We start from the raw sequence: 20225 nt of genomic DNA on the forward strand, positions 1-20225 counted from the left end.
GTGAACGGCGAAGCCATCCATAAAGGGCTCCGCCGTTCACAAATAGATTAGCACAACTCGTATACGACGTAATGACTGTTAGGGCACACTCGCAGCAAACTTGAATCACCTTGATTGGCAACCTCGAGCAGAGCCGAAGGCGACCGAATGCATCCTTGTTTTTATTCATTGGCGAGCTACAATCAACGCAAACCGACCCATCGATATTTCTCTGCAGGCATCGATTGAAATAGAGACAACAATGTTTGATTTAATTAGCGAATTCAATAAAACTGTAGCCGAGCATAATGTCGATTGGGTTGCTAAGGGATTTGCTTTTCGCGACGAAACCATCTATCCAATCGGATATGACACGAAACTGCTCGGAAGAATTTTCGAGATGCTTACCGAGCCGTTGCTCAAGGAGATTGCCGACGACTTCGGGTTTACGCTAACGACCCCAGACAAACAAAACTACTATCCGGACTTTGCACTAACCCCTCAAAACGAAGAGGGGAATCGAATTGCTGTCGATGTCAAATCAACTTATCGAAAGCACCTAAAGAGAGGAGGCATTGCTCCATATAAATTTACACTTGGATCATATGCATCTTTTCTGCGCGATGGGAGGAAGAACATCCTCTATCCCTATAATCAGTTCTGCAAACACTACGTAATCGGATTCGTCTACGACCGAAACGACGAAATAGAGAGCGCACGTCCCTGCTACCCCCTTAACCAATTAAAAGAAATACCCGAACCCTACAGCAATGTTGAATTCTTTATTCAAGAGAAATACCGCATTTCAGACTTCACCACCGGTAGCGGCAATACCGAAAATATCGGAACTATTTCCTCGAATTCAATCAGCCCATTCACTCAGGGTTCAGGGCCTTTTTCAAAGATGGGGAACGATGCATTCGAACTTTATTGGCGAAACTATCCAAAATATACAGCGAAAGAAAAGAGTTACACCGACTTTCAGGGATTCAGAAGATGGGTCGAAACAAACGTTATTGAAATTGATTCAAGCCTACGCGATCGAATTCTCTCCTATGGCGATGTCGTCAACGACAGCCGGGGCGACAGAAAGTAACGGCTATTAGGAGAAAAGTGGACGAAGGAAAGGGAAACACGAGATTAAAGGTGGACTAGGGGACGTTATTCCATCTACTTCTATATCATCATTTCCAGCACATGAACCAAGTAAGAGTTATTTCTTAGGCCTTCACGAGAAGCGCTTCGATCATTGAATTGCGTAAGCTCTGCTTCGAGCCGACGTGATAAAAATGGGAGAATTCAAAGCACTCAAAATCACTCCAACAGTTTTCAATATGCTCATTCACCCTGTACTTATTCTCTTTCCACATGGAAAGATAGACATCCGCCTGAGTCGCATGAGCAGCATCAGCCAGAGCAACAGCTTCAGACTCTGGCCATTCACCCACATAATTTGTATCGCGGCCGATATAAGGAGGGTCGAGATAAACACAGTCGCCTTTTCTTGGCGCCCGCATAATCTCTTTCCAATCGCAAGATTTGAACTCCCAGTCTTTGCCTTCCATGGCAGCCTGCACCCTATCAATCTGATTGCATATCTTAGTTATATACGACCTGGAAAAACGCTCGGGCTTCTTGCAAAATGGAACGTTAAACATCCCGCTCCTATTGAAACGCATAACGCCGTTAAAACAGGACCTATTTAAGAAGATAAAGTCATACGGTGAATGACTTGTATTGAATCTGTCCCTTACCTCGTAGTAGTATTCCGCTCCACCAGTACGCAACATCACAGATTCGCGTTCAAGGTATTCCCGCATAGACTCTGATGTTATTTCATGCCGCTGCACGCTTCTATAAAAATCAATAATGTGTTGATTGCGATCACCGACCACCGCTCTCTGTGGACAAACGTTAAATAGCACAACCCCGCTCCCCAAAAACGGCTCGTACCATATCCCCTGCTGCTTATCCCAGTTTATTGTCTCCTCAATGAAGGGGACTAGCTTCGTTTTAATTCCCTGGCATTTAATGGGGGGAACAATTACCGACATCAAACCTCCGATGCGCCGTCCATGTTCAGACTCAAGGATTTTAGTTTAGACGCTAGCTGGGACACAACACACGTTGCGCACATCAATATCCCTTTCCTCAACCCAAGAATCGGCAGCGAAGCATGGCACGCACCCCCATATCCATCGTTAAGCCAAATAAAGCCAATACTCTTCGAAAATCATTCCTAATAATTAATAACGACCCTCAAATACTAAAAATGTCTCCGGATAACGAGGACGCTTAAGCAACGTCTTAACAACAATCGCTTTCAACTCGGGCTTTCCATACGGACCCCTACCCCTTAAACACCATATCGTTGTGATATTCAATAAACTCAGCTCTTGGGGCGAATCGTTTCGGAAGCGTAATCGGCTCTCCGTTGTAGCGCCACAAGTACTCGTCCTCAGGAGTTTCGTGCTCGACCACGCTAGACACCACTATCTTTAGGTCCTTCGTAATGGTGATTAGTCCCCGGTCGAACGCTTTATCGTGCAATGCGTTCAAAAGCAAGCCGTTGTCGGGCGCGAGTCGCTCCGTCTTTGGATCAGAGACTTTCCAGGGCTTGATATGGCTAGCAACCAACAGAGCCTTGTTCGTTAGCCCCGTCAAGCAGCATCTTGAATCGTAATTGACGAGCAGGGTATTTCGAAAGAACTCCTGGTTCACCCGCATCGAAACAATTGCCTCGCGCTCCTTGCCCTCTGGCAAATCAAAGCCGATCGTCTCTTTCAGCTCATCACTTAGCGGTTCTTTAAAATCGAAACGGTTGAGGAAAACCTCAGTCGCCTCCTCGACAAGCTCATCACCAGCAGAGGAATACTCAGCCCAAACCATCTTGTCCATTTTGCTTGCATGGGTCATTCCAACCTTGCCGCGAGCACGTCGACGCTCATCGAATGATGCAAGGTTCCAGATTTTTAGAGCAACCGCGCCCGGCGTTCTGCCAATGGCCTTAGCTAGCGCCTGGACATCCTCGTTTGTATCATCAACCTTTTTCGATGGTAGGGCGAGGTACAGAAACAGAGCCGCAAGGGTTTCTTCCCTCGACCATTTGCTTCCACGACCAGCCATGATTGCTCCTCGCCCGCGCACCGCTCACGTAATAGGTCCAGGATAATCCCGCGGGGGACCGCGGCCGCCGCCTTTTTCTCATTCGTCGGTGAATGATTGAAACAACGGCACCTCCCTGCGCTCCTCATACCCTCGCTCAAGTTTCTTCCCAAGCTCGGCAGCGCAGCGCTTCGTTTCCTTAGAAAACAGGTCATCGATAGCCCTGTCGATTCGCGTGCAAGTCTGCCGGTGCTCGTTCTTCCAGGGCAGGTTGAGTCCCAAACTCGCATCCCAATAGCCGCCGAGTTTGGCGTTGATCACTTCCTCGGGATACAGCACGTCGCGGCGAATCCCTTCGATCGCCTCGTCCTCGTCCATATCACAGGCTGTCTCGCCCTGCACGAGGCACTTGCGCAGCTCCTTTTGCGCCCGGATGCTGTTCAGCATGCGAACGCACACCACGGCCAAAAAGCGGTAGCGCTCGCACAGGTCCCACTCGCCGCCGAGCCATACGCGATAGCCCAGCATTTCGCTCGCGGACTCATCATCCATCAAGATCAATTCCCACGGACGTACTTTGGCGAGCACATCCTCACCTAGCATTTGAACGCCGCCGCGTGTAAAGATGCACGGCTCCACGTCGTAATAGCCAAAGCCGTGGCCTGCACCACGACGATTGATGACGTGCTTGGGCAGCAGGACGATATTGTCGCTGGGCTCGGGGTCAACCTTGCGCAGCTTTTTGACCTTGCGGCGGGCGCGCTTTAAGCTGCGCTCGTTATCGACACGGCCGCGGCCGTCCGGCTTGCCGCCGTATCGCAGGGCAACCTCGCGCGCCAGGATCTTTGTGTCCGCAGCGCACAGCAGGTCGCTCACGGTGGGCAGGTCTTCCCACTCAATGCCGTCGACATCCCAAATCCTGCTCATGTTCAACCTCTTTCTGGCCGTTAAACTACGCGATCGTTCGCCCCGCTCTATATGCCCACAAGACATGAGCCCCGCTAGAGCGCCTTCTTACTCGGAGCAATCGCCTCGTCCACCAGACCCAACTCCAGAGCGCGCCTGGCGTTGCACCAGCAGTCGCGCTCGGTGAGCTCGTGGAACTCCTGGGCGCTCAGGTTGCCATGCTCGGCCAGCAGCTCGTCCAGCTCGGCGCGCATGGCCGCCGTGTGCTGGGCCACGATCTCGATATCGGTCTGCTGCGCCATGCCCGTGCCGCCCATCAACTGGTGGATGAGCACTTGCGTGTGGCGGTATACCTGGCGGTGGTCGCCGCAGGCCAAGATCACCGCGGCCATCGAGGCCACGACGCCCTCGCCCACCGTGATCACGGGGCAGTCGAGCGACTGCATGGTGTCGATGAGCGCCAGCCCCGCCGTAACGCTACCGCCCGGGCTGTTGATGATGAGGGTGATGGGCTCGGTGGCGCTCTGATGCTCCAACACCAGCATGGACTTAATAAGGCCATTGCAGGTCACATCGTTGACCTCGCCTTCCAGCAGCAGCACGCGGCTGTTAAGCAGCTCACTTGCCATATCGACGGCGGCAACGCGACCGTCCTTGGACTTCTTGATAATGCTAGGCTCACGATACATAACGGACATGGTAATTCCCTTCTAAACGGAATCGGTAAGGAAGTAAAACGAGGCCGCACGGCTAGCGGCCAATGGAAGCCGTGCGGTCAAATAGGCAAGATGGAGCGCGCGAAGCTGCAAGGACTAATCCCTCAGCCACTTGGCCGCATTGGGATGGTCGCCGCAAAAATACTTCTTGGCACGGAAGGGGCGCATGCCGGTTACTTTGACCAGGCAGTCGGTACGCGGCATAAGCCCCACCTCGCCCGGGGTTATCACGCAACCGCGCACATCGACGGCAGTACGCTCGGCGCCCACGTAATTGGTGCCCAGAACCGACTCGCCGCACAGATTGCTTATGTACTCCTGTGTCGCGATGTTGCTGCCGCCGCCCATATAGATCAAGCTGTCGCAGTTATCGAGGATGGTAAGCGCTGCGGATTTGCCGTACGCACCATCGAGCTGACTCAGCGATTGCGCGCACATCAAAAAGCTAATGCCACGGCTGCGCACGGTCGCAATACTCCGCTCAAAATCGGGAATGCGGCCCACGTTGGGAAACTCATCCAGAATAAACTGCACGTGGCGCTGCAAATGCCCGCTGGGGTTGGAATCAGCGCGGCGCTGGGCCAGGTTAAACAGCTGCTTAAGGGCAACGTTCGCAAGCCATGCATTGGTCGAGTCGTTGTCGCTCACCTTAAGATCGATTACGCGCTTGCCCTCGTCGATACGGTCGAGGCGCATCTCGTCTTTCTCAAAGACGCGCATGAGCTGGGGGGTCTTAAGCCGCGAGATGGTCGCGTTAAGCGTGATCAGAATGCTCTTAAGCGTTCTATCGGCTGCCCCGCGAAAATCACGATACTGTTCAACGCCATACAGGTCCGCGTTCGCAGAATCATACTTGCCAAGAAATTCCTTGGACTCCACCTGCTCCACAAGGTGATCCAGCGGAAATCGTCCCTCGCCATCTCCCGTAACCTTGATGAGTGCCGCCAGCTTAAAGACGTTGTTCATCTTAAGATAGCGTCGCGGAGCTGCGGGATCCCCGTCCGGCGCAAATGTGCCGGCAAGGCACTCTAAGAGGAACAGGATTCCAATAATCGCTCGAAGTAGCAGATCGCTCGCATTGTCCCAAAACGGATCGTCCCTAAAGCTACGCCTGTCAGGATCGACCCCCTCCATGATTGACGCCACTGTGGTGGGGATATCCTCGACATCCATCACGTAGCGCAAAGGATCGTACCCGGACGACTGCTCGGGATTGATGGTGTCGAGAACCGTTACCTCGTAGCCGTCCTCCTCGAAGCCCTTCCCCGTACGGCGCAGCAGCTCGCCCTTGGTGTCCGTGACCACATAGCAGCACTCGTGGTGATTGAGCAGGTTGGGCAAAATGAAACTCGCCGTTTTGCCGCTGCCGGTACCGCCAAAGGCAAACACATTGTTGGACACGCTCGTCTCCCAGTGCTTGTCGCCCTCGTAGAAAGCCACCGTGGCACCTTGCGCCAAGATCACATCGCGCTGCTCATCGCCGGATGACAGCGTCTGCATTTCCTCCTTGGTCGCCCACTTCTTGGTCTGATACTCCGTTTGCTGCGCGGCCTCGTAGCCGTACATCTTAATGACCGACATTGCACGGCCCCTTTCTTGTCGATAGTTCTGCGTGATTGCTAGGAAATACGGTCGACGTCTGCGCCCTCCTTGGGGCTCGTCGCACACGGCAACTTGACCGCACCGTCAATCAGACGCTCGGTTTGCGCCACATAGCTCTCGCGCGCCGCGATTGAGACTGACCCGTCGCGCAGATATGCAAGCAATGCATCAATCATCAGCTTGTCGAGCAGGTCATACTCTTTGGCCTGAGCGAAGTTGAGGGTGTAGCGGTCCTGGAGCTCCCGTACCTTAGTTGCCAAATCGATTTCCATCTTTTCCTCCATGCAATAAAAGTTCTCCCGATTGTCCGAAAGAGCCTCAAACGGGCGTTTGACGCATAGCTCAAAGTTGAAACGCGGACTGGTATCGAATACGTGTCTCTGCACCTTGAGATAGCGCTTATAAAACATGACGGCATCGTCCTCGTCCGCCGTAAAACCGCGCGAGCCATCGCGATGCACGTGGTCGCAGGGTCTTTTGTAGTCAATGCTTCGCACAAAGCGAGACAGAATATATCCACCTTGTTCAGACGAGTACTTCATACCTGTCGTAACCTGCTCGAACATGCGCACACCGCTCGACTTAAAGCGCGGATTGCTTCCGTGCTCAAACATGCCAATTAAGATGGCCATGCAGTGCGCGCAGTTATCGCGCTGGGGAAAATACAGCGACAACAAAGCGAGCGACGCTGCGGCCAAAAGCTCGCGGGCCTCGTGCACATCGTCTCGATACTGCTCGGGCACCAGCCCGGGAATATCGGGCGAGTGCTTTTCCAGCACGTCAACGAGTGCCTTGGCCAAGCGCTCGGTATCCTGCTCGCCGCAGTACGGATACGGAAACGGCATCTCTGCCTTCCCGTTCTTTTTGCACATGCTGCGGAGATCTTCGTCGATCGTGTTGAGGAACACCTCGTAAATGCCGTCTTCATTCTTCATGAATGCTTCTTCCTATCCGGTTGCGGATGTTTGTCGATAAGTCTGTTCTATGTTTTAGAATGGTCTGAGGCATGGACGATGACAATCGACCTAACCTGTAGCTTCGTTAGTGAAATCACCCTGCTTGATAGCGCAGTTTACCTAAAGGCTGTGTAGCGATTGCATCAAGCAGTTTGTATTGAGTTGGTTTTGGATTACTTCGAGAATAGCACAGTGCTCTGTTCTCGTCATTAGAAATTATCAAAATTTTCTGCTAATATATAACCCACTAAGAAGAAAGGGCTCTATACATGCGTGAAACAACATCATTGCCACGTCTCACCGCCGCCGCCCTCTCACGCGCGCTTAATCTGGAGCAGGGCAGCCGTCTACTCACCGTCCGTCTGCCTGGCGCCATCGACTGTAAGGCGCTTCGTGAATGTTTCAGCCTGAACAGCAACGGCGTACCCGATATTTGCGAGCTTGAACCCGGCAGGCAGGGCGCGGGCAATGGCGATGCGGCTCCGGTGTTTATCGACGCATCGGGGTATTACCGTACGGGCAAACACGACATCGAAAAAGAATGTATCGCCTTGATCGATTACTTAGAGCCCGGCTACCTCGATTTCTGTGACTGGGGTCCCTTTATTTGGTGTCTGTATGCGCTCGCCCTTTCGAATCGCACTCGCGCAGCCGTAGTGCTGCCCGCCGACCTACTCGATAAAGCCGAGCAGGCGCGCACGATCCTGATACGCGAAGGACTCATCGAGAGCGTCGTGTATTTGCCACTTTCTGAACCCAGGCCCTACATGACAAGCGCGCTTCTCATATTGTCTTCAGGAAATCGCAGCGTTGCATTTCGCAGCGCAATCGAATCCGGGCCGCGTTTTCGATATGTGACAGAAACATCGTATTACTCAGATATCACCTTTTCCATCTCCCCCGACTGGGCCCGCATTGATACCAATACGCCCAGATCAACGCCTATCGAAACGTCCACTTTTGCCACGCGTGAATTGCTGCTGCATCGCGCAGCCCTCTCAAAAGGCAAAATCAGCCTTATCAGCCTCACCCGAAACTACAGGGCTACGCTCGGTGACGCTTTTACGCGAGTAGCTCCATTTATGCCCCGCGAGAGCACCACATCAAACGACATTGATGCAATCGAGGTACGCCGCATCTCATCTCAGGATTTTCAAGATGGCAACCTTCTACCCGCATATGCTGTAGAGAGTGCAAATGGCTCGGATTCCAAAATCGTAAAGGTGAACCCCAGCGTTCTCGATCGATATGAGCTCCGCGCTGGAGATATCGTCATGCCACGCATGCTGGGTCGCTACGGCGCGTCCAACCTGCTCGTCGTCAGCGCCGATGACGCGAAGCAACACCTAGTTGCTTCGCATAACACCACCGTCATTCGCCCGTCGTTCCAAACGATGACCGAAGAGGAGCGCGTAGTGTTTTCGGAGATAATCGTTGGATACCTTACCGAAGGCCATGGGGCACAGCTGATTCAAGCATTAACCGAAGCAGCCAGCATCCGCGCCATCCGCCCTAACGACCTGTTCGAGATCGAAGTCCCGCCAGCGCTCGACCCGCGCACGCGCGAGTACAGCGAATCCATCAATCGCTTTGCCGAGGTCGTAGAAACAAAGAAACAAGCCGAGGCTGCCGTCGCCCAAGCCCAGCGCAACCTCGAAGTCGCAAAAAAGACCATCACCGAAGTGCTCGACCAAATCTGCGAGTAACACATAGGCAGCAGTAACGCCCCAAGCCGGCGGCGGGACCAGCTCCTGCCGCCGGCTTAACTGTCTGGGCTACTCCCATCCCGTAGTCTGGGGATTCCATTTGCGCACATTCTCCGAACGATCGAAGCACGGAGCATACAACCGATTGACGACCTCTTCTGCTCCAGTGATACTCCCCGCGAGATCAAGTACCCCCGCCTGCCTAGCCATCTTTACATACTGCGCAGAACCATTTTGTTTCCACCAGAGAGGCGCCACGAACTCTTCCGGCATTGCCACCTTGCGGACAGACGCTTCTTTCTCGACTCTCTCGATAAGTGTAGCCCCATCGATGAAGCAAGTTTTCGCGTACACCAAGATGTCGACTATATCCTTGATTCGCGAAGAGGCACGGCCCTCATGCATCTCTATCATTGCGAGCAATTTATCTGCAAGGGCGCTCTCCACTCGGCATACTCGATAGTCGCAGACTGGGAGCCCCTCGATATTCAAACGATCGATCGGCGCGAGAACCTCAGGCTCAAGTCCCCGCACTTCATCAATTACCAAGTCAATTGAAATTGGCTGTAGCTTCTTGGTTCCCATAAAGGGGGTGAACCATACCTCAGCACCGCACCGATACTCATCTTCTTCTTTGATCTGCTCTGCACGATCAAAGACAAACGAAACGAAATCCTCCAGATCAATCGAAGCCGCCCGCACCAGATCGGCAACAGCCTCTTCGAGGCTCTCCTCTTGAGCAACCAAGTCAATATCTCTTGTGACACGCGCATCGAGCGTTCGCGCCAGGACGCTTTGACCACCTTTAAGCACAAAACGGCAGTCATCTTCTGAAAAAACGCGACATAGGAAGCAATGAAAGTAGAAACCAACGATTGCCCGATTAGTATCCATTGGTGATTCTCTTGCGGCATTCCTAACAGCCATCTCCAATGCGGCAGGCGTTTTGTACTTCACCATGTCCTCCGTTTCGCATTACCCGTTCAGTACCATCAGCAAAGGCGCCATCAGCTCGCGTCGTTTGGCGGTTTTAGAGTTCTCTTCTACAAGACCTCTCAGCCGCTGTATATCGAGCCCTCGCCCAAGCGCATCGTGATAGGCATCGATGATTAATGAGGGGTCCTCGCAATCGAGGCAAAGATCGACAAGCGTGCGCTCGGGTTTAGTTACCGGCAGGCCGTCGAGCCAGACGATGTCCTGCTCAGCAATCTCGCGCTTTGCAAAAGAAAGGGATTCGTTTCTTGTATTGATGCGCATGGGCGCGGTCATCCTGTAGGGGGACAGATAGAAATCACCCATTTGCTGAAGGTTCGCCGCAGTCGTACCACTCACGGCGATGCCATCCCACTGGCGTTTTCTTTCCCATGCGCAAAGGGAGGGATTGGTGAGCTTCCATAGAGCGTTGAGCTCGTCGGTGTCTCGGCGCTGCGTTCCGGACATCCGGTAGGCGCCGTGGCATATCCGTTCAAGACGCCCTGCGCGGCATGAATGTGCCAGCGCATCTCGAGAGATGCCCATGCGAGCCGCCTGGGCTGTGGTAAACACGCCCTCGCTCTCGGAAAGCTCGCTTATCGCCGTTATGTTGCTAAAGTACTTCATGTTGCAATTGTAGGATATTTTCATACTTTTGCAACGTGATTTTTGATCCATTAGATCCGTTTGCCTTGTTTACCCCATTTCTGACGCCGTTTTGCACCGGCACCCCATCCCCCGCTATTGAGGTCTAATACTTTTCCGCGAAGTGAACGGCTGTTTTTGGACCCCTGAAACATCCGCATTTTTCGGCGGCAAAATCGTGGGATTTCAGCATTGAAACCGCAGGAAGCGGCACCTCTAAAGTGTCGATGCTTCGGGGGTCCGTTTTCACTCATTCACTTCTCGGAAAAGTATTAGACCTCGCTATCAGCTATCCCAAAGATCAGACCGCCCCTCCTTCACGCCACGCAAAACCTGCCTTTTCTGCCCCTGCCCGCCTCCGCACCACCCAAAAACTCATCCAACATTAATCTTGGCTCAAGAATCGCTTAATCTATAACCTGCACTATAGAGTTCGACCAAGAGCGGGGCGGCGCCGCGCAACGCAGGCCGCCGAACGCAACGCTCGCGCCCGGGCAGATCGCCTGGCGTCGCGCCCATCGAACGAAAGGACAGGTCATGGACGACCTCGAAAAAGTTGAAACCATCCGCACCAAGTGCAACGTGAGCTACACCGATGCCAAGGCCGCGCTCGACGCCGCCGACGGCAACGTCCTGGACGCCATCATTTGGCTCGAGTCGCAGGGCAAGACGCAGACCACGTCGGCGCACGCCGCCACCGAGTCCGCGCCAGCCGACGAGCCCTCGGCTGAGATGGTCGCCGCGCAGGTCGCCTACGAAAAGTCGAGCGAAAAGACCGACTTCTCCAAGAAGATGGACAGCGTGTGGGAGTACCTCAAAAAGCTCTTCCGTCTGAGCCTGGACACCAAGTTTATCGCCACGCGCCGCGACGCGATCATCCTCAACATTCCCATCCTGATTCCCATCGTCGCCCTGTTTGCCTGGGGCGCCACGATATGGCTGATGCTGCTTGGCTTGTTCTTTGGCATGCGCTACCGCATCGATAGCGACGGCGACGTGCCCGGCAGCATCAACAACCTGATGGACAGCGCTGCCAATGCCGCGGACGACATCAAGCAAAATCTGAACGACGACAAGTAATCGCAGACGGGGGCACGTATGGCACGGATCCTGATTGTAGAGGACGAGGAGAAAATCGCCCGCTTTGTGACGCTCGAGCTGGAGCACGAGGGCTACCAGGTGGAGCACGCCGCCGATGGCCGCACCGCCGTTGACCTAGCGCTGGAGCGCGACTACGATCTGATTCTGCTCGATGTACTGCTGCCGCAGCTCAACGGCATGGAGGTGCTGCGGCGTGTCCGCAAGCACAAGGATGTGCCGGTGATCATGGTCACCGCGCGCGATGCCGTGATGGACAAGGTGGCCGGGCTCGACGCCGGTGCTGACGATTACCTGACCAAGCCGTTTGCCATTGAGGAGCTGTTCGCACGGATCCGCGTGGCGCTAAAGCGCTCGGAGGCTGTGCGGACGGCTTCGGGCGTTGGCGGCGTTGGGGCGGGCGGTGCGGGCGGGTGCGCCGTTGCGATACCCCCAGCTGGCGACTCGGCCAAGACCTCTGCCTCGCCCTCCCCCACCGCGCTCACCGTGGGCTCGGTTGCGCTCGATCCCGACCGCCGCGAAGTCACGGTCGGCGGCTCGCCCATCGTGCTGACCGCCCGCGAGTTCGATGTCCTCGCCCTGCTTATGACGCATGCCGGCACCGTGCTCACGCGCGAGCGCATTGCGCACGAGGCGCTAGGCTACGACTATGTGGGCGACACCAACAACGTCGACGTGCACATCGCGCACCTGCGTGCCAAGATCGAAGACGCCGGCGGTGCCCGCATCATCCAGACCGTGCGCGGGGTGGGCTATGTCTGCCGCGCGTAACGACGAGGCTAAGCGCGTCACCTCCATCGCCCGCGCCATCAACTGGAGCTATATGTGGCGCCGCTTGGTGAGCTACGTCTGGCTGGATCTGTTACTGCTGCTTGTTGCGGCGGCGATCCTCGTCTATGGCTACAACCAGACGCTGCCCGATGGCGCGTTTACCGCGGGATGGATCCCCAGCGCCAGCGTTCACGGCATGTCACTGACGCCCGCGCGCGGCTGGGACCTGACAACGCTCACCTATACCGTCGAGTTTGCGCGCACCACCAAGACCTTCCCCCTCGCGCAGGACCTCGTCGCGCTATGGCCTCTCTACCTTGTCGTTGTGGGTTGGCAGGTCATCAGCGTGCTCAACATGCTCGGCGGCGCCCGCCGCGTGCGCCGCACTATGGCGCCGCTCAACGACCTGGCCTTGCGTGTGGACGAGCTCGGCCGCATGCAGCTCGCCGGCGGCAAGATGGAAACGCTGGAGCAGGCCATCGAGCGCGCAAGCGTCGACTCGCCGAGCGTCACCACCGGCGACGCCGACCTGGCGAGCATCGAGGTCGCACTCAACCGCCTGCTGCGCCAGATGCAAGAGGCAAAGCTGCAGCAGATGCGCTTTGTCAACGATGCGAGTCACGAGCTGCGCACGCCCATCGCGGTGATTCAGGGTTACGTGAACATGCTCGACCGCTGGGGCAAAGACGACCCGGACGTGCTGGCAGAATCCATCACCTCGCTCAAAGCCGAAAGCGAGCATATGCAGGAGCTCGTGGAGCAGCTGCTGTTTTTGGCACGCGGCGATGCCGGGCGCACGGTCCTGCGGCGTGCGAATACCAACCTGGCCGCACTGGTCGGCGAGGTATGCGAGGAATCGCAGATGATCGATGCCGCGCACACATATCGACTGGCGTACGATGCCGCACTTACCAGCGACCCGCGCTGCGACGCGCCCGTTGACGTGGCGCTCGTGAAGCAGGCTCTGCGCGTGATCGTGCAGAACGCCGCCAAGTATTCGGACGCGGGCACATCCATCTCGTTTGGCGTGACGCCGGATGCGGGCGCGGGCACGATCGACATAAGTGTTGAGGACGAGGGTATCGGCATGAACCAGGAATCCGCAGCTCACGCGTTTGAACGGTTCTATCGCGCCGACAACGCACGCGATGCCGGCGCGCAGGGCTCGGGTCTGGGGCTCGCCATTGCCAAGTGGATCGTCGACAGCCATGGCGGTGTCATCGGCGTGACCTCAGTCGAGGGCGTCGGCAGCCGCTTTACGATTCGCCTGCCGCGGTAGGGGCGTCTCTCACGAATCGAAGGTGAATGCTTTTCCGCGAAGTGAACGACCTATTTTGGACCCCCGAAGCATCCACACTTTTTGACGCCAAAACCGCAGGAAAAACCTTACGAAACCGCAGGAAACGGTGCCTCCAAAGTGTCGATGCTCCAGGGGTCCGATTTCACTCGTTCACTTCGCGGAAAAGCATTCACCTTCGTTTTACGGCAGCCCGTCAGTCACCCTCTCGGCATTAAAAATGGGGTAAGGCCACGTGGCCTTACCCCATTTTTCGTTAGCTATAGCAGCCTGTGCGCTACTCGCGGCACAGGTGCACGGCGAAGCCGGCGAACTCGCGCTTAAAGTACACGAGCTTGGTGCCGCCGTCGGGCAGCAGCACGCGCGACTCCTCGTTGACCTCGAGCCCGCGCTCGGCAAACCACTTCTCGGCCGCATCGATGTCGTTGACGGCAAAGCCGATGTGGCCCTTGGTGCCACGACCGTTCTGCTTCATGACCTCGATCAGCGAATCGTTAAAGTACGAAACCGGGGTCTCGATAACGGGCAGGCCCATCATCGTCGAGAACAGCTCCGCGATCTCCAGGGCATCTGCCGGGTCGGTGGCGTTAATGCCCACATGGGCAACGCGCATGCCAAAGAGCTCGACCGGATTGGCGTTCTGCTCACTCATACAGTCAGCGCCTACTGAGCCATGACGTCGAGGACGGCCTTCTCGGCAGCGACGCGGTTCATGCCGGTCATGAAGGGCACGCCGCTCACGTACGGGCAGGTGAGGCCCTCGGGGGCAACGGTGGTGGCGATCAGCAGGTCGGCGCCCTCGTCGCAAGCGTCCTTGGCCTCAGAGATGGCGCACTGCACGATCTCATACTTGCCGGCATAACCGTTGGCGTCGAGCATGGTAGCGACCTTCTGGGCAACGAGCGTGGAAGTAGCAGCGCCAGCACCGCAAGCCAAAACGATCTTCTTCATAGGTAATGTCTCCCTTCATGGTTTACTTTAGGTAAGTGTACCGCAGCGAGCGATGGCACTTAGCCTCGATGAGCTTTTATGCCAGTTTGCTTGCGCGCTGCGTATAATACATCTAGTACGTGTTGTCATACCGCTCGCTTTATGAGCGACTAAGGACCCTAATATGCCCGATTCCCGCACACTCTGGACCGCCGTCGTTATCATCTGTATCGCCGTGTCGGTGTTCTTTAGCGTCAAAAAACGCACCACGTTTAAACGCCTGCAGCAGCTTATGGCCGCTAAGCAGTGGGACGAGTTCGATCGCTTGCTCGACGACAAACTCACCAGCATGCTGTACCCGCGCTACAACCGCGACTACCTGCGCCTGAACTCCTATCTGCTGCGCGAGGACCACAAGCGCGCCAGCGAGATGTTCGACCTGCTGCTGGGACTCAACCTGCCCAAGATGCAGCGCGTCGACCTGGTCATTAAGGCCTTTAACTACTACGTTGGCCAGGAGGACCGCAAAAAGTCCAAGGAGTTGCTGCACGAGATCAAGGGCTTTGAGGGCGGTCAGGCCGAGGCAGTCGCACACGAATGCCAGCTGATGTACGACACGATGATCCTCAAGCGCCACAACGACATTCCCGAGCTGGAGCGCATGCTCGAAGAGGCCGGCGACGACAAGGTCAAGAGCTGCCGCCTGGAATACCTGCTGGCCCTGCAGTACCAGAACAAGGGCGACGAAGCCAAGTTTGCCGAGTACTTGGAAAAGTCAGGCCAGCACTCGATGGCCGTCAACGCGTAACGGACGGCTTGTGCTAGACTTCTAGTCTCACGGGGGCGTGGCGGAATTGGCATACGCAGGAGACTTAAAATCTCTCGCCGCAAGGATTGTGGGTTCGAGTCCCACCGCCCCTACCATATGGCTTTTACGGGCCCGTGTCCCTTTGAGATGCGGGCTCGTTTCTTTTGGATGCCGGTGGGACTCGAACCCGCGAGGGGGCGAGCGTCAAGCGGACGCGCAGCGTCCGTAGCGAGCCGGCGAGGGCGCCGACAGGCGGCCGAAGCCGGTGCGCATTTGCGCAGCAAATGCGCAGACGTCCCACCGCCCCTACCACGTATTGTCTACGAGCCCGTGTCCCCAAGGGATGCGGGCTCGTTTCTTTTAGGTGCCGTCAACTGCAGAGCAGCTCATTTGGGACAGAGCTTTTTGACTACTTTTAAAGGGTGCTCAGGCTCGGGGTCCAGGCGATGGTGGGGGTCGCGCCGTCGAGAACCTCGTTGATGGTGGCGGCCATGCCGGCGAGCAAGCTGTTCTCGCTTACGGTGAGCGTGTCGTAGCCGCCGACTCGCATGAGCTCGCGAATCACCACGGCGCCTGCCAAGATCACGCCCGCGCGCTTGGGTTGCACGCCCGGCAACGCGGCGATGCCCGCAACATCCAGCGCGGACATGCGCTCGATAGCGGCCGAGACCTGCTCCAGCGACAGCTCGCGTAGGTGCACAAAGCTCGAATCGTACGGTTCCAGCTCGTGGACCAGAGCCACCAGCGTAGTCACCGTGCCGCCCACCGCGACTAAGCGTTCGGCGCGCTCAAAGTCGACAGGCAGGCCCTCAAAATAGGCGGCGAACTGCTCGCCTGCCCACGCGGCAGCGGCAGCAAGCTCGCCATCCGCGGGCGGCAACGCAGAGAAAAAGCGCTCCGTCACGCGACGGCAACCGATGTCCAGCGAGCGCGTTCCCTCCAGCGCAAAGACGCCGCGCTCCGGAGCGTATACGCCCGTCGCGAGTTCCGTGGACCCGCCGCCCGAATCCGCGACGATGATGCGCTCGCCGGCAAAGTCGTGCGCCACGCCAAAAAACGTCAGGCGCGCCTCGACCTCGCCCGGAATCACCTGTGGTTTGAGCCCCAACTCGCGCAGGCCGTCCAGCAGCAGCGCGGCATTGGACGCATCGCGCGCGGCACTCGTGCACGTGGTGCAGACGCACACGGCCCCAAAGGCACGGGCCTCGTCCACAAACATGCGGCACGCAGCGAGCACACGCTCGACAGCCGCCTCGCAGAAGCGCCCCGTCGCGTCCACGCCCTCGCCCAGGTCGGTAATCTCGGTATGCTTGGACGATTCCACAATCGCTCCGCCCTCGACCTGGGCCAACACCAGTCGCGACGACACCGTTCCCAGGTCGATCGCGGCCACCTTATAGCGTTTGCAATTTGTCATTGCGGGCTCCCCTCCGGGCGCTATTTGCCGTTGGACACGACCGTCTGACCCTCGACGCCGTTAAACCCAAACAGCATGTCGAGCGCCTGGATGTACCACGGCGCGTCCTTGCCGACTTCTTCGATTTCCTTGGCCACTTCGCTGGCCTTCTTGGCGTTTGAGGACTTTTTGCTCGACGACGAGTCCGAATCGTCGTCCAAGCCTAGCACGTCAATCTTCTTCTCGCCGGGCATCACCAGGCCCAGGTCCTCGGACGCCGCGTCCTTGATACCCTCCTCCGAGAGCAGCTTGTCGACGCTTTTTTGCAGCTCATCATTGTATTGCTGGCGAATCTCGACCTGCTTGGCCAAGATATCGCTCGAACGCTTTGCCACGTACAGATCGCGCACGGGAAAATACAGGCTCACGAGCACCAGCGCCACCACGATACCGATAAACAGCGGACGCAGAGAGCCATGCGTAAAGTCATAGATCGCCTTGACCACCGCGTTGTCGTTGGCGTAATGCATAAAGTCCGAGCCCGAAAGACGACTCGAGGGTCTGCTCGATTTGTCGTGTGCCTGAGTCGAGAGACGCGATGCATGCGACGAACGCGCCGGGCGCACTGGTCCATCTGCCAAAGTATTTGATTGGGCATTGGGGCGCGAGGTACTTGTCGGGCGCTGCGCGGGGCGGCCGACGCCGGCGTAGGCGGACCCACCGAGCTGCACCGTGCGCGCACGGTGCAGCGACGGCTCGCGCGAACCGGCGGAATAGTACCTGTTGTCGTAAATCTGATCCATGTGCGCCTTGTGCGGTTGAGGTTTGTTTGCGCTAAGTATTCTAGTTATAGCACGAGCGCCCGCACCGCCTTCGCCAGCCTTTGCTCGTCATAAAAAAGGCGCTGAGCCATATAGCCCAGCGCCCACAGCGCTTTGCGGCGTCCAGCCAAGGCGGGGCGGAACCGAGTCAGCCTCCCCCTCGCCAAATTCGCCCGTTTAGCGAATGTTGTAGAACGCGGCCTTGCCGGCGTAGCGCGCGCTGCCCTCGAGCTCGTCCTCGATGCGAATGAGCTGGTTGTACTTGGCGATACGGTCGCTACGGCACGGGGCGCCCGACTTGATCTGGCCGGCGTTGACGCCCACGACCAGGTCGGCGATCGTGGAGTCCTCGGTCTCGCCGGAGCGGTGGCTCACGATGCAGGCGTAACCGGCCTCCTTGGCGGTCTCGATGGCCTCGAGCGACTCGGTGAGCGTGCCGATCTGGTTGACCTTGACCAGGATCGCGTTGGCGGCACCCAGCTCGATGCCCTTCTTGAGGCGCTCGGTGTTGGTGACGAACAGGTCGTCGCCCACCAGCTGCACCTTGTTGCCAATGCGGCGGGTAAGCTCAACCCAACCGTCCCAGTCCTCCTCGGCCATGCCGTCCTCGATGGAGATGATGGGATAGGTGTCGACGAGCTTCTCCCAGTAATCAACCATCTGGGCACTCGTGTACTCCACGCCCTCGCCCTTGAGCTCGTACATGCCGGTTTCGGCGTTGTAGAACTCGGTCGAGGCCGGGTCCATGGCGTACATGAAGTCGACGCCGGGCTTAAAGCCAGCCTTCTCGACGGCCTTGGTAATGTACTCGAACGGCTCGGCATTGGTCTTGAGGTTGGGCGCAAAGCCGCCCTCGTCGCCCACGCCGCCGCCCAGGCCCGCCTCGTGCAGCACGCCCTTGAGGGTGTGGTAGACCTCGGCGCACCAACGCAGGCCCTCGGCAAAGCTCGGGGCGCCCACCGGCATGATCATGAACTCCTGGAAGTCGACGTTATTGTCGGCATGCACGCCGCCGTTGAGGATGTTCATCATGGGCGTGGGCAGCAGATGGGCGTTGACGCCGCCCAGGTACTGGTACAGCGAAAGACCCGCCGACTCGGCAGCGGCGCGGGCGACGGCCAGCGACACGCCCAGGATGGCGTTGGCACCGAGCTTGGTCTTGTTGGGGGTACCGTCCGCGGCAATCAGCGCGGCATCGACGGCGCGCTGGTCGAAGGCGTCGAGGCCCACGACGGCGTTAGCGCACTCGTTATTGACGTGCTCGACGGCCTGCGAAACGCCCTTGCCCAGGTAGCGGCCCTTGTCGCCATCGCGCAGCTCGCATGCCTCAAAGGCGCCGGTCGAAGCGCCCGAAGGCACCATCGCGCGGCCGAAGCTGCCGTCCTCGAGCACGACCTCGACCTCGACGGTGGGGTTGCCGCGGCTGTCGAGTACCTCGCGACCGTAGACATCCAAAATATCGCTCATGTTGTCTCCCTCTCACTTGGAAACGGGTTGAATGCTTGGCGACACGGCTTGCACGCTACAGTGGCGCGCAGGTTCATAAGTTAGCCTTATCGCACTTTTTGCATTATGCCCTAAGTTAGCCAAGGGATACAATCTTTTTGAAAAATAATGGGGGCGATGAGAAAGTCCGTCCCGTCGCCCCCGCAGTCTTACTCCTCTGCCTTTGCGGCATCCCAGAGGTCATTGAGGCCGTGGGTCGAAAGCTCGGCCAGATCCACGTGGGCGTCGGCCGCCATCTGCTCCATCGCGGCCCAGCGGCGGCGGAACTTTGCCGTGCTGGCACGCAGGGCGCTCTCGGCGTCGATTCCCTCCTTGCGCGCAACGTTGACCAGGGCAAAGAGCAGGTCGCCAAACTCCATCTCGCGCTCGGGCGAGCCGGGAGCCTCGGCCTCAAACTCGGCACGCTCCTCAGCGACCTCGTCCCACACGTCCTGGACCGTCTCCCACTCAAAGCCCACGGCAGCCGCCTTGCGCGACACCTTCTGGGCCTGCATCAGCGCCGGCAGGTGCGTGGGCACGCCGTCGAGTAGACCCTCGGGTGCGGCCTCGCCTGCCGCCACGGCCTTGTCCTTGGCAGCCTTCTCGGCAAGTTTGACCTCGTCCCAGATCTTGAGCACCTCGTCGGAGCTCTCGGCATCCGCATCGCCAAACACGTGCGGGTGACGACGGATGAGCTTGGCGTCGATATCGCGCGCCACATCGGCCAGCGAAAACTCGCCGGCATCCGCCGCAATCTGCGCATGCAGTACGACCTGCATGAGCACGTCGCCCAACTCCTCGCGCAGGTGTGCCGCGTCGTCGGCCTCGATGCAGTCGAGCGCCTCGTAGGCTTCCTCGATCATGTTCTTGCCAATGCTGCGGTGCGTCTGCTCGCGGTCCCACGGGCAGCCGTCGGGCTGACGCAGGCGCCAGATGGTCTGCACCAGATGCTGCAGCTCGGCCGACGCGTCTACCAGCGTGGACAGGTCGCGCGAACCCTCGGCATTTTGCTGAGCCATATGCTCGGCCATG

20 protein-coding genes and 1 tRNA gene are annotated in these 20225 nt (G+C 57.5%); 7 read left to right on the top strand and 14 right to left on the bottom strand.

The window, feature by feature from the left end; translation table 11 throughout:
• Positions 1 to 241: 241 nt before the first annotated feature.
• Positions 242 to 1075, top strand: coding sequence for a type II restriction endonuclease (locus DW112_RS02880; RefSeq protein WP_117797540.1), 834 nt, complete (start codon positions 242 to 244; stop codon positions 1073 to 1075).
• Positions 1076 to 1199: 124 nt separating this feature from the next.
• On the opposite strand, the gene DW112_RS02885 is transcribed toward DW112_RS02880, so the two are convergent.
• The 6 genes from DW112_RS02885 to DW112_RS02910 all read right to left on the bottom strand — a co-directional run bounded on the left by DW112_RS02885 (position 1200) and on the right by DW112_RS02910 (position 7243).
• Entirely contained in the window at positions 1200 to 2033 is an 834-nt protein-coding gene (locus DW112_RS02885; protein WP_117635635.1) for a Dam family site-specific DNA-(adenine-N6)-methyltransferase, read from the bottom strand.
• A 295-nt stretch (positions 2034 to 2328) separates the two neighbouring features.
• Positions 2329 to 3105, bottom strand: coding sequence for an HNH endonuclease (locus DW112_RS02890; RefSeq protein ID WP_117635636.1), 777 nt, complete (start codon positions 3103 to 3105; stop codon positions 2329 to 2331).
• Between the two features lie 78 nt (positions 3106 to 3183).
• Positions 3184 to 4011 (bottom strand): hypothetical protein, encoded by an 828-nt coding sequence (locus DW112_RS02895; RefSeq protein WP_117635637.1) that lies wholly within the window; start codon positions 4009 to 4011, stop codon positions 3184 to 3186.
• A gap of 74 nt (positions 4012 to 4085) precedes the next feature.
• Positions 4086 to 4688, bottom strand: coding sequence for a ClpP family protease (locus tag DW112_RS02900; protein WP_117797541.1), 603 nt, complete (start codon positions 4686 to 4688; stop codon positions 4086 to 4088).
• A gap of 114 nt (positions 4689 to 4802) precedes the next feature.
• Positions 4803 to 6287 (bottom strand): VirD4-like conjugal transfer protein, CD1115 family, encoded by a 1485-nt coding sequence (locus DW112_RS02905; protein WP_117797542.1) that lies wholly within the window; start codon positions 6285 to 6287, stop codon positions 4803 to 4805.
• A gap of 38 nt (positions 6288 to 6325) precedes the next feature.
• Entirely contained in the window at positions 6326 to 7243 is a 918-nt protein-coding gene (locus DW112_RS02910; RefSeq protein ID WP_118328278.1) for a hypothetical protein, read from the bottom strand.
• A 290-nt stretch (positions 7244 to 7533) separates the two neighbouring features.
• On the opposite strand from DW112_RS02910, the gene DW112_RS02915 reads away from it, so the two are divergent.
• Positions 7534 to 8970, top strand: a complete 1437-nt coding sequence (locus tag DW112_RS02915) for a hypothetical protein (protein ID WP_118328279.1) — start codon at positions 7534 to 7536, stop codon at positions 8968 to 8970.
• A 69-nt stretch (positions 8971 to 9039) separates the two neighbouring features.
• Here DW112_RS02915 and DW112_RS02920 read toward each other — a convergent pair whose 3' ends face one another.
• Together DW112_RS02920 and DW112_RS02925 are read right to left on the bottom strand one after the other, a co-directional pair.
• Positions 9040 to 9927, bottom strand: coding sequence for a nucleotidyl transferase AbiEii/AbiGii toxin family protein (locus tag DW112_RS02920; RefSeq protein WP_117797570.1), 888 nt, complete (start codon positions 9925 to 9927; stop codon positions 9040 to 9042).
• A gap of 18 nt (positions 9928 to 9945) precedes the next feature.
• Positions 9946 to 10620: a type IV toxin-antitoxin system AbiEi family antitoxin domain-containing protein gene (locus tag DW112_RS02925; RefSeq protein ID WP_118328280.1), complete on the bottom strand. Its 675-nt coding sequence runs from the start codon at positions 10618 to 10620 to the stop codon at positions 9946 to 9948.
• A gap of 504 nt (positions 10621 to 11124) precedes the next feature.
• Between DW112_RS02925 and DW112_RS02930 the strand changes: the two genes are divergently transcribed.
• Genes DW112_RS02930 through DW112_RS02940 form a run of 3 tightly spaced genes read left to right on the top strand, consistent with a single transcriptional unit; the run spans position 11125 to position 13735 of the window.
• Positions 11125 to 11667 (top strand): DUF4342 domain-containing protein, encoded by a 543-nt coding sequence (locus tag DW112_RS02930; RefSeq protein ID WP_117759445.1) that lies wholly within the window; start codon positions 11125 to 11127, stop codon positions 11665 to 11667.
• Positions 11668 to 11685: 18 nt separating this feature from the next.
• Complete coding sequence (locus DW112_RS02935) at positions 11686 to 12456, top strand: response regulator transcription factor (RefSeq protein ID WP_117767008.1); 771 nt, start codon at positions 11686 to 11688, stop codon at positions 12454 to 12456.
• Positions 12440 to 13735, top strand: coding sequence for a cell wall metabolism sensor histidine kinase WalK (locus DW112_RS02940; RefSeq protein WP_117767010.1), 1296 nt, complete (start codon positions 12440 to 12442; stop codon positions 13733 to 13735). Before DW112_RS02935 ends, DW112_RS02940 begins: the two co-directional genes overlap by 17 nt.
• Positions 13736 to 14030: 295 nt before the next feature.
• Here the strand turns inward: DW112_RS02940 and DW112_RS02945 are convergent, their stop codons facing one another.
• A complete protein-coding gene (locus tag DW112_RS02945) occupies positions 14031 to 14405 on the bottom strand; it encodes a VOC family protein (protein WP_089573578.1) in 375 nt (124 codons plus the stop codon).
• Between the two features lie 11 nt (positions 14406 to 14416).
• Positions 14417 to 14704, bottom strand: a complete 288-nt coding sequence (locus DW112_RS02950) for a PTS sugar transporter subunit IIB (protein WP_055252380.1) — start codon at positions 14702 to 14704, stop codon at positions 14417 to 14419.
• A 163-nt stretch (positions 14705 to 14867) separates the two neighbouring features.
• Between DW112_RS02950 and DW112_RS02955 the strand changes: the two genes are divergently transcribed.
• Positions 14868 to 15491 (top strand): hypothetical protein, encoded by a 624-nt coding sequence (locus DW112_RS02955; protein WP_118328281.1) that lies wholly within the window; start codon positions 14868 to 14870, stop codon positions 15489 to 15491.
• Positions 15492 to 15522: 31 nt separating this feature from the next.
• Positions 15523 to 15607, top strand: a tRNA-Leu gene (locus DW112_RS02960).
• 299 nt (positions 15608 to 15906) lie between these two features.
• On the opposite strand, the gene DW112_RS02965 is transcribed toward DW112_RS02960, so the two are convergent.
• The 4 genes from DW112_RS02965 to mazG all read right to left on the bottom strand — a co-directional run bounded on the left by DW112_RS02965 (position 15907) and on the right by mazG (position 20224).
• Positions 15907 to 16908: a hypothetical protein gene (locus DW112_RS02965; RefSeq protein ID WP_118328282.1), complete on the bottom strand. Its 1002-nt coding sequence runs from the start codon at positions 16906 to 16908 to the stop codon at positions 15907 to 15909.
• Positions 16909 to 16928: 20 nt separating this feature from the next.
• Positions 16929 to 17690: a septum formation initiator family protein gene (locus DW112_RS10055; RefSeq protein ID WP_233540267.1), complete on the bottom strand. Its 762-nt coding sequence runs from the start codon at positions 17688 to 17690 to the stop codon at positions 16929 to 16931.
• A 195-nt stretch (positions 17691 to 17885) separates the two neighbouring features.
• Positions 17886 to 19175: a phosphopyruvate hydratase gene (gene eno, locus DW112_RS02975; protein ID WP_117564903.1), complete on the bottom strand. Its 1290-nt coding sequence runs from the start codon at positions 19173 to 19175 to the stop codon at positions 17886 to 17888.
• A 188-nt stretch (positions 19176 to 19363) separates the two neighbouring features.
• Positions 19364 to 20224 carry a nucleoside triphosphate pyrophosphohydrolase gene (gene mazG, locus DW112_RS02980; RefSeq protein ID WP_118328283.1) on the bottom strand — a complete coding sequence of 287 codons (861 nt, stop codon included), beginning with the start codon at positions 20222 to 20224 and terminating at the stop codon, positions 19364 to 19366.
• Position 20225 lies beyond the last annotated feature (1 nt).

This window comes from Collinsella sp. AM09-41 (assembly GCF_003473245.1).
Classification (GTDB): Bacteria; Actinomycetota; Coriobacteriia; order Coriobacteriales; family Coriobacteriaceae; genus Collinsella.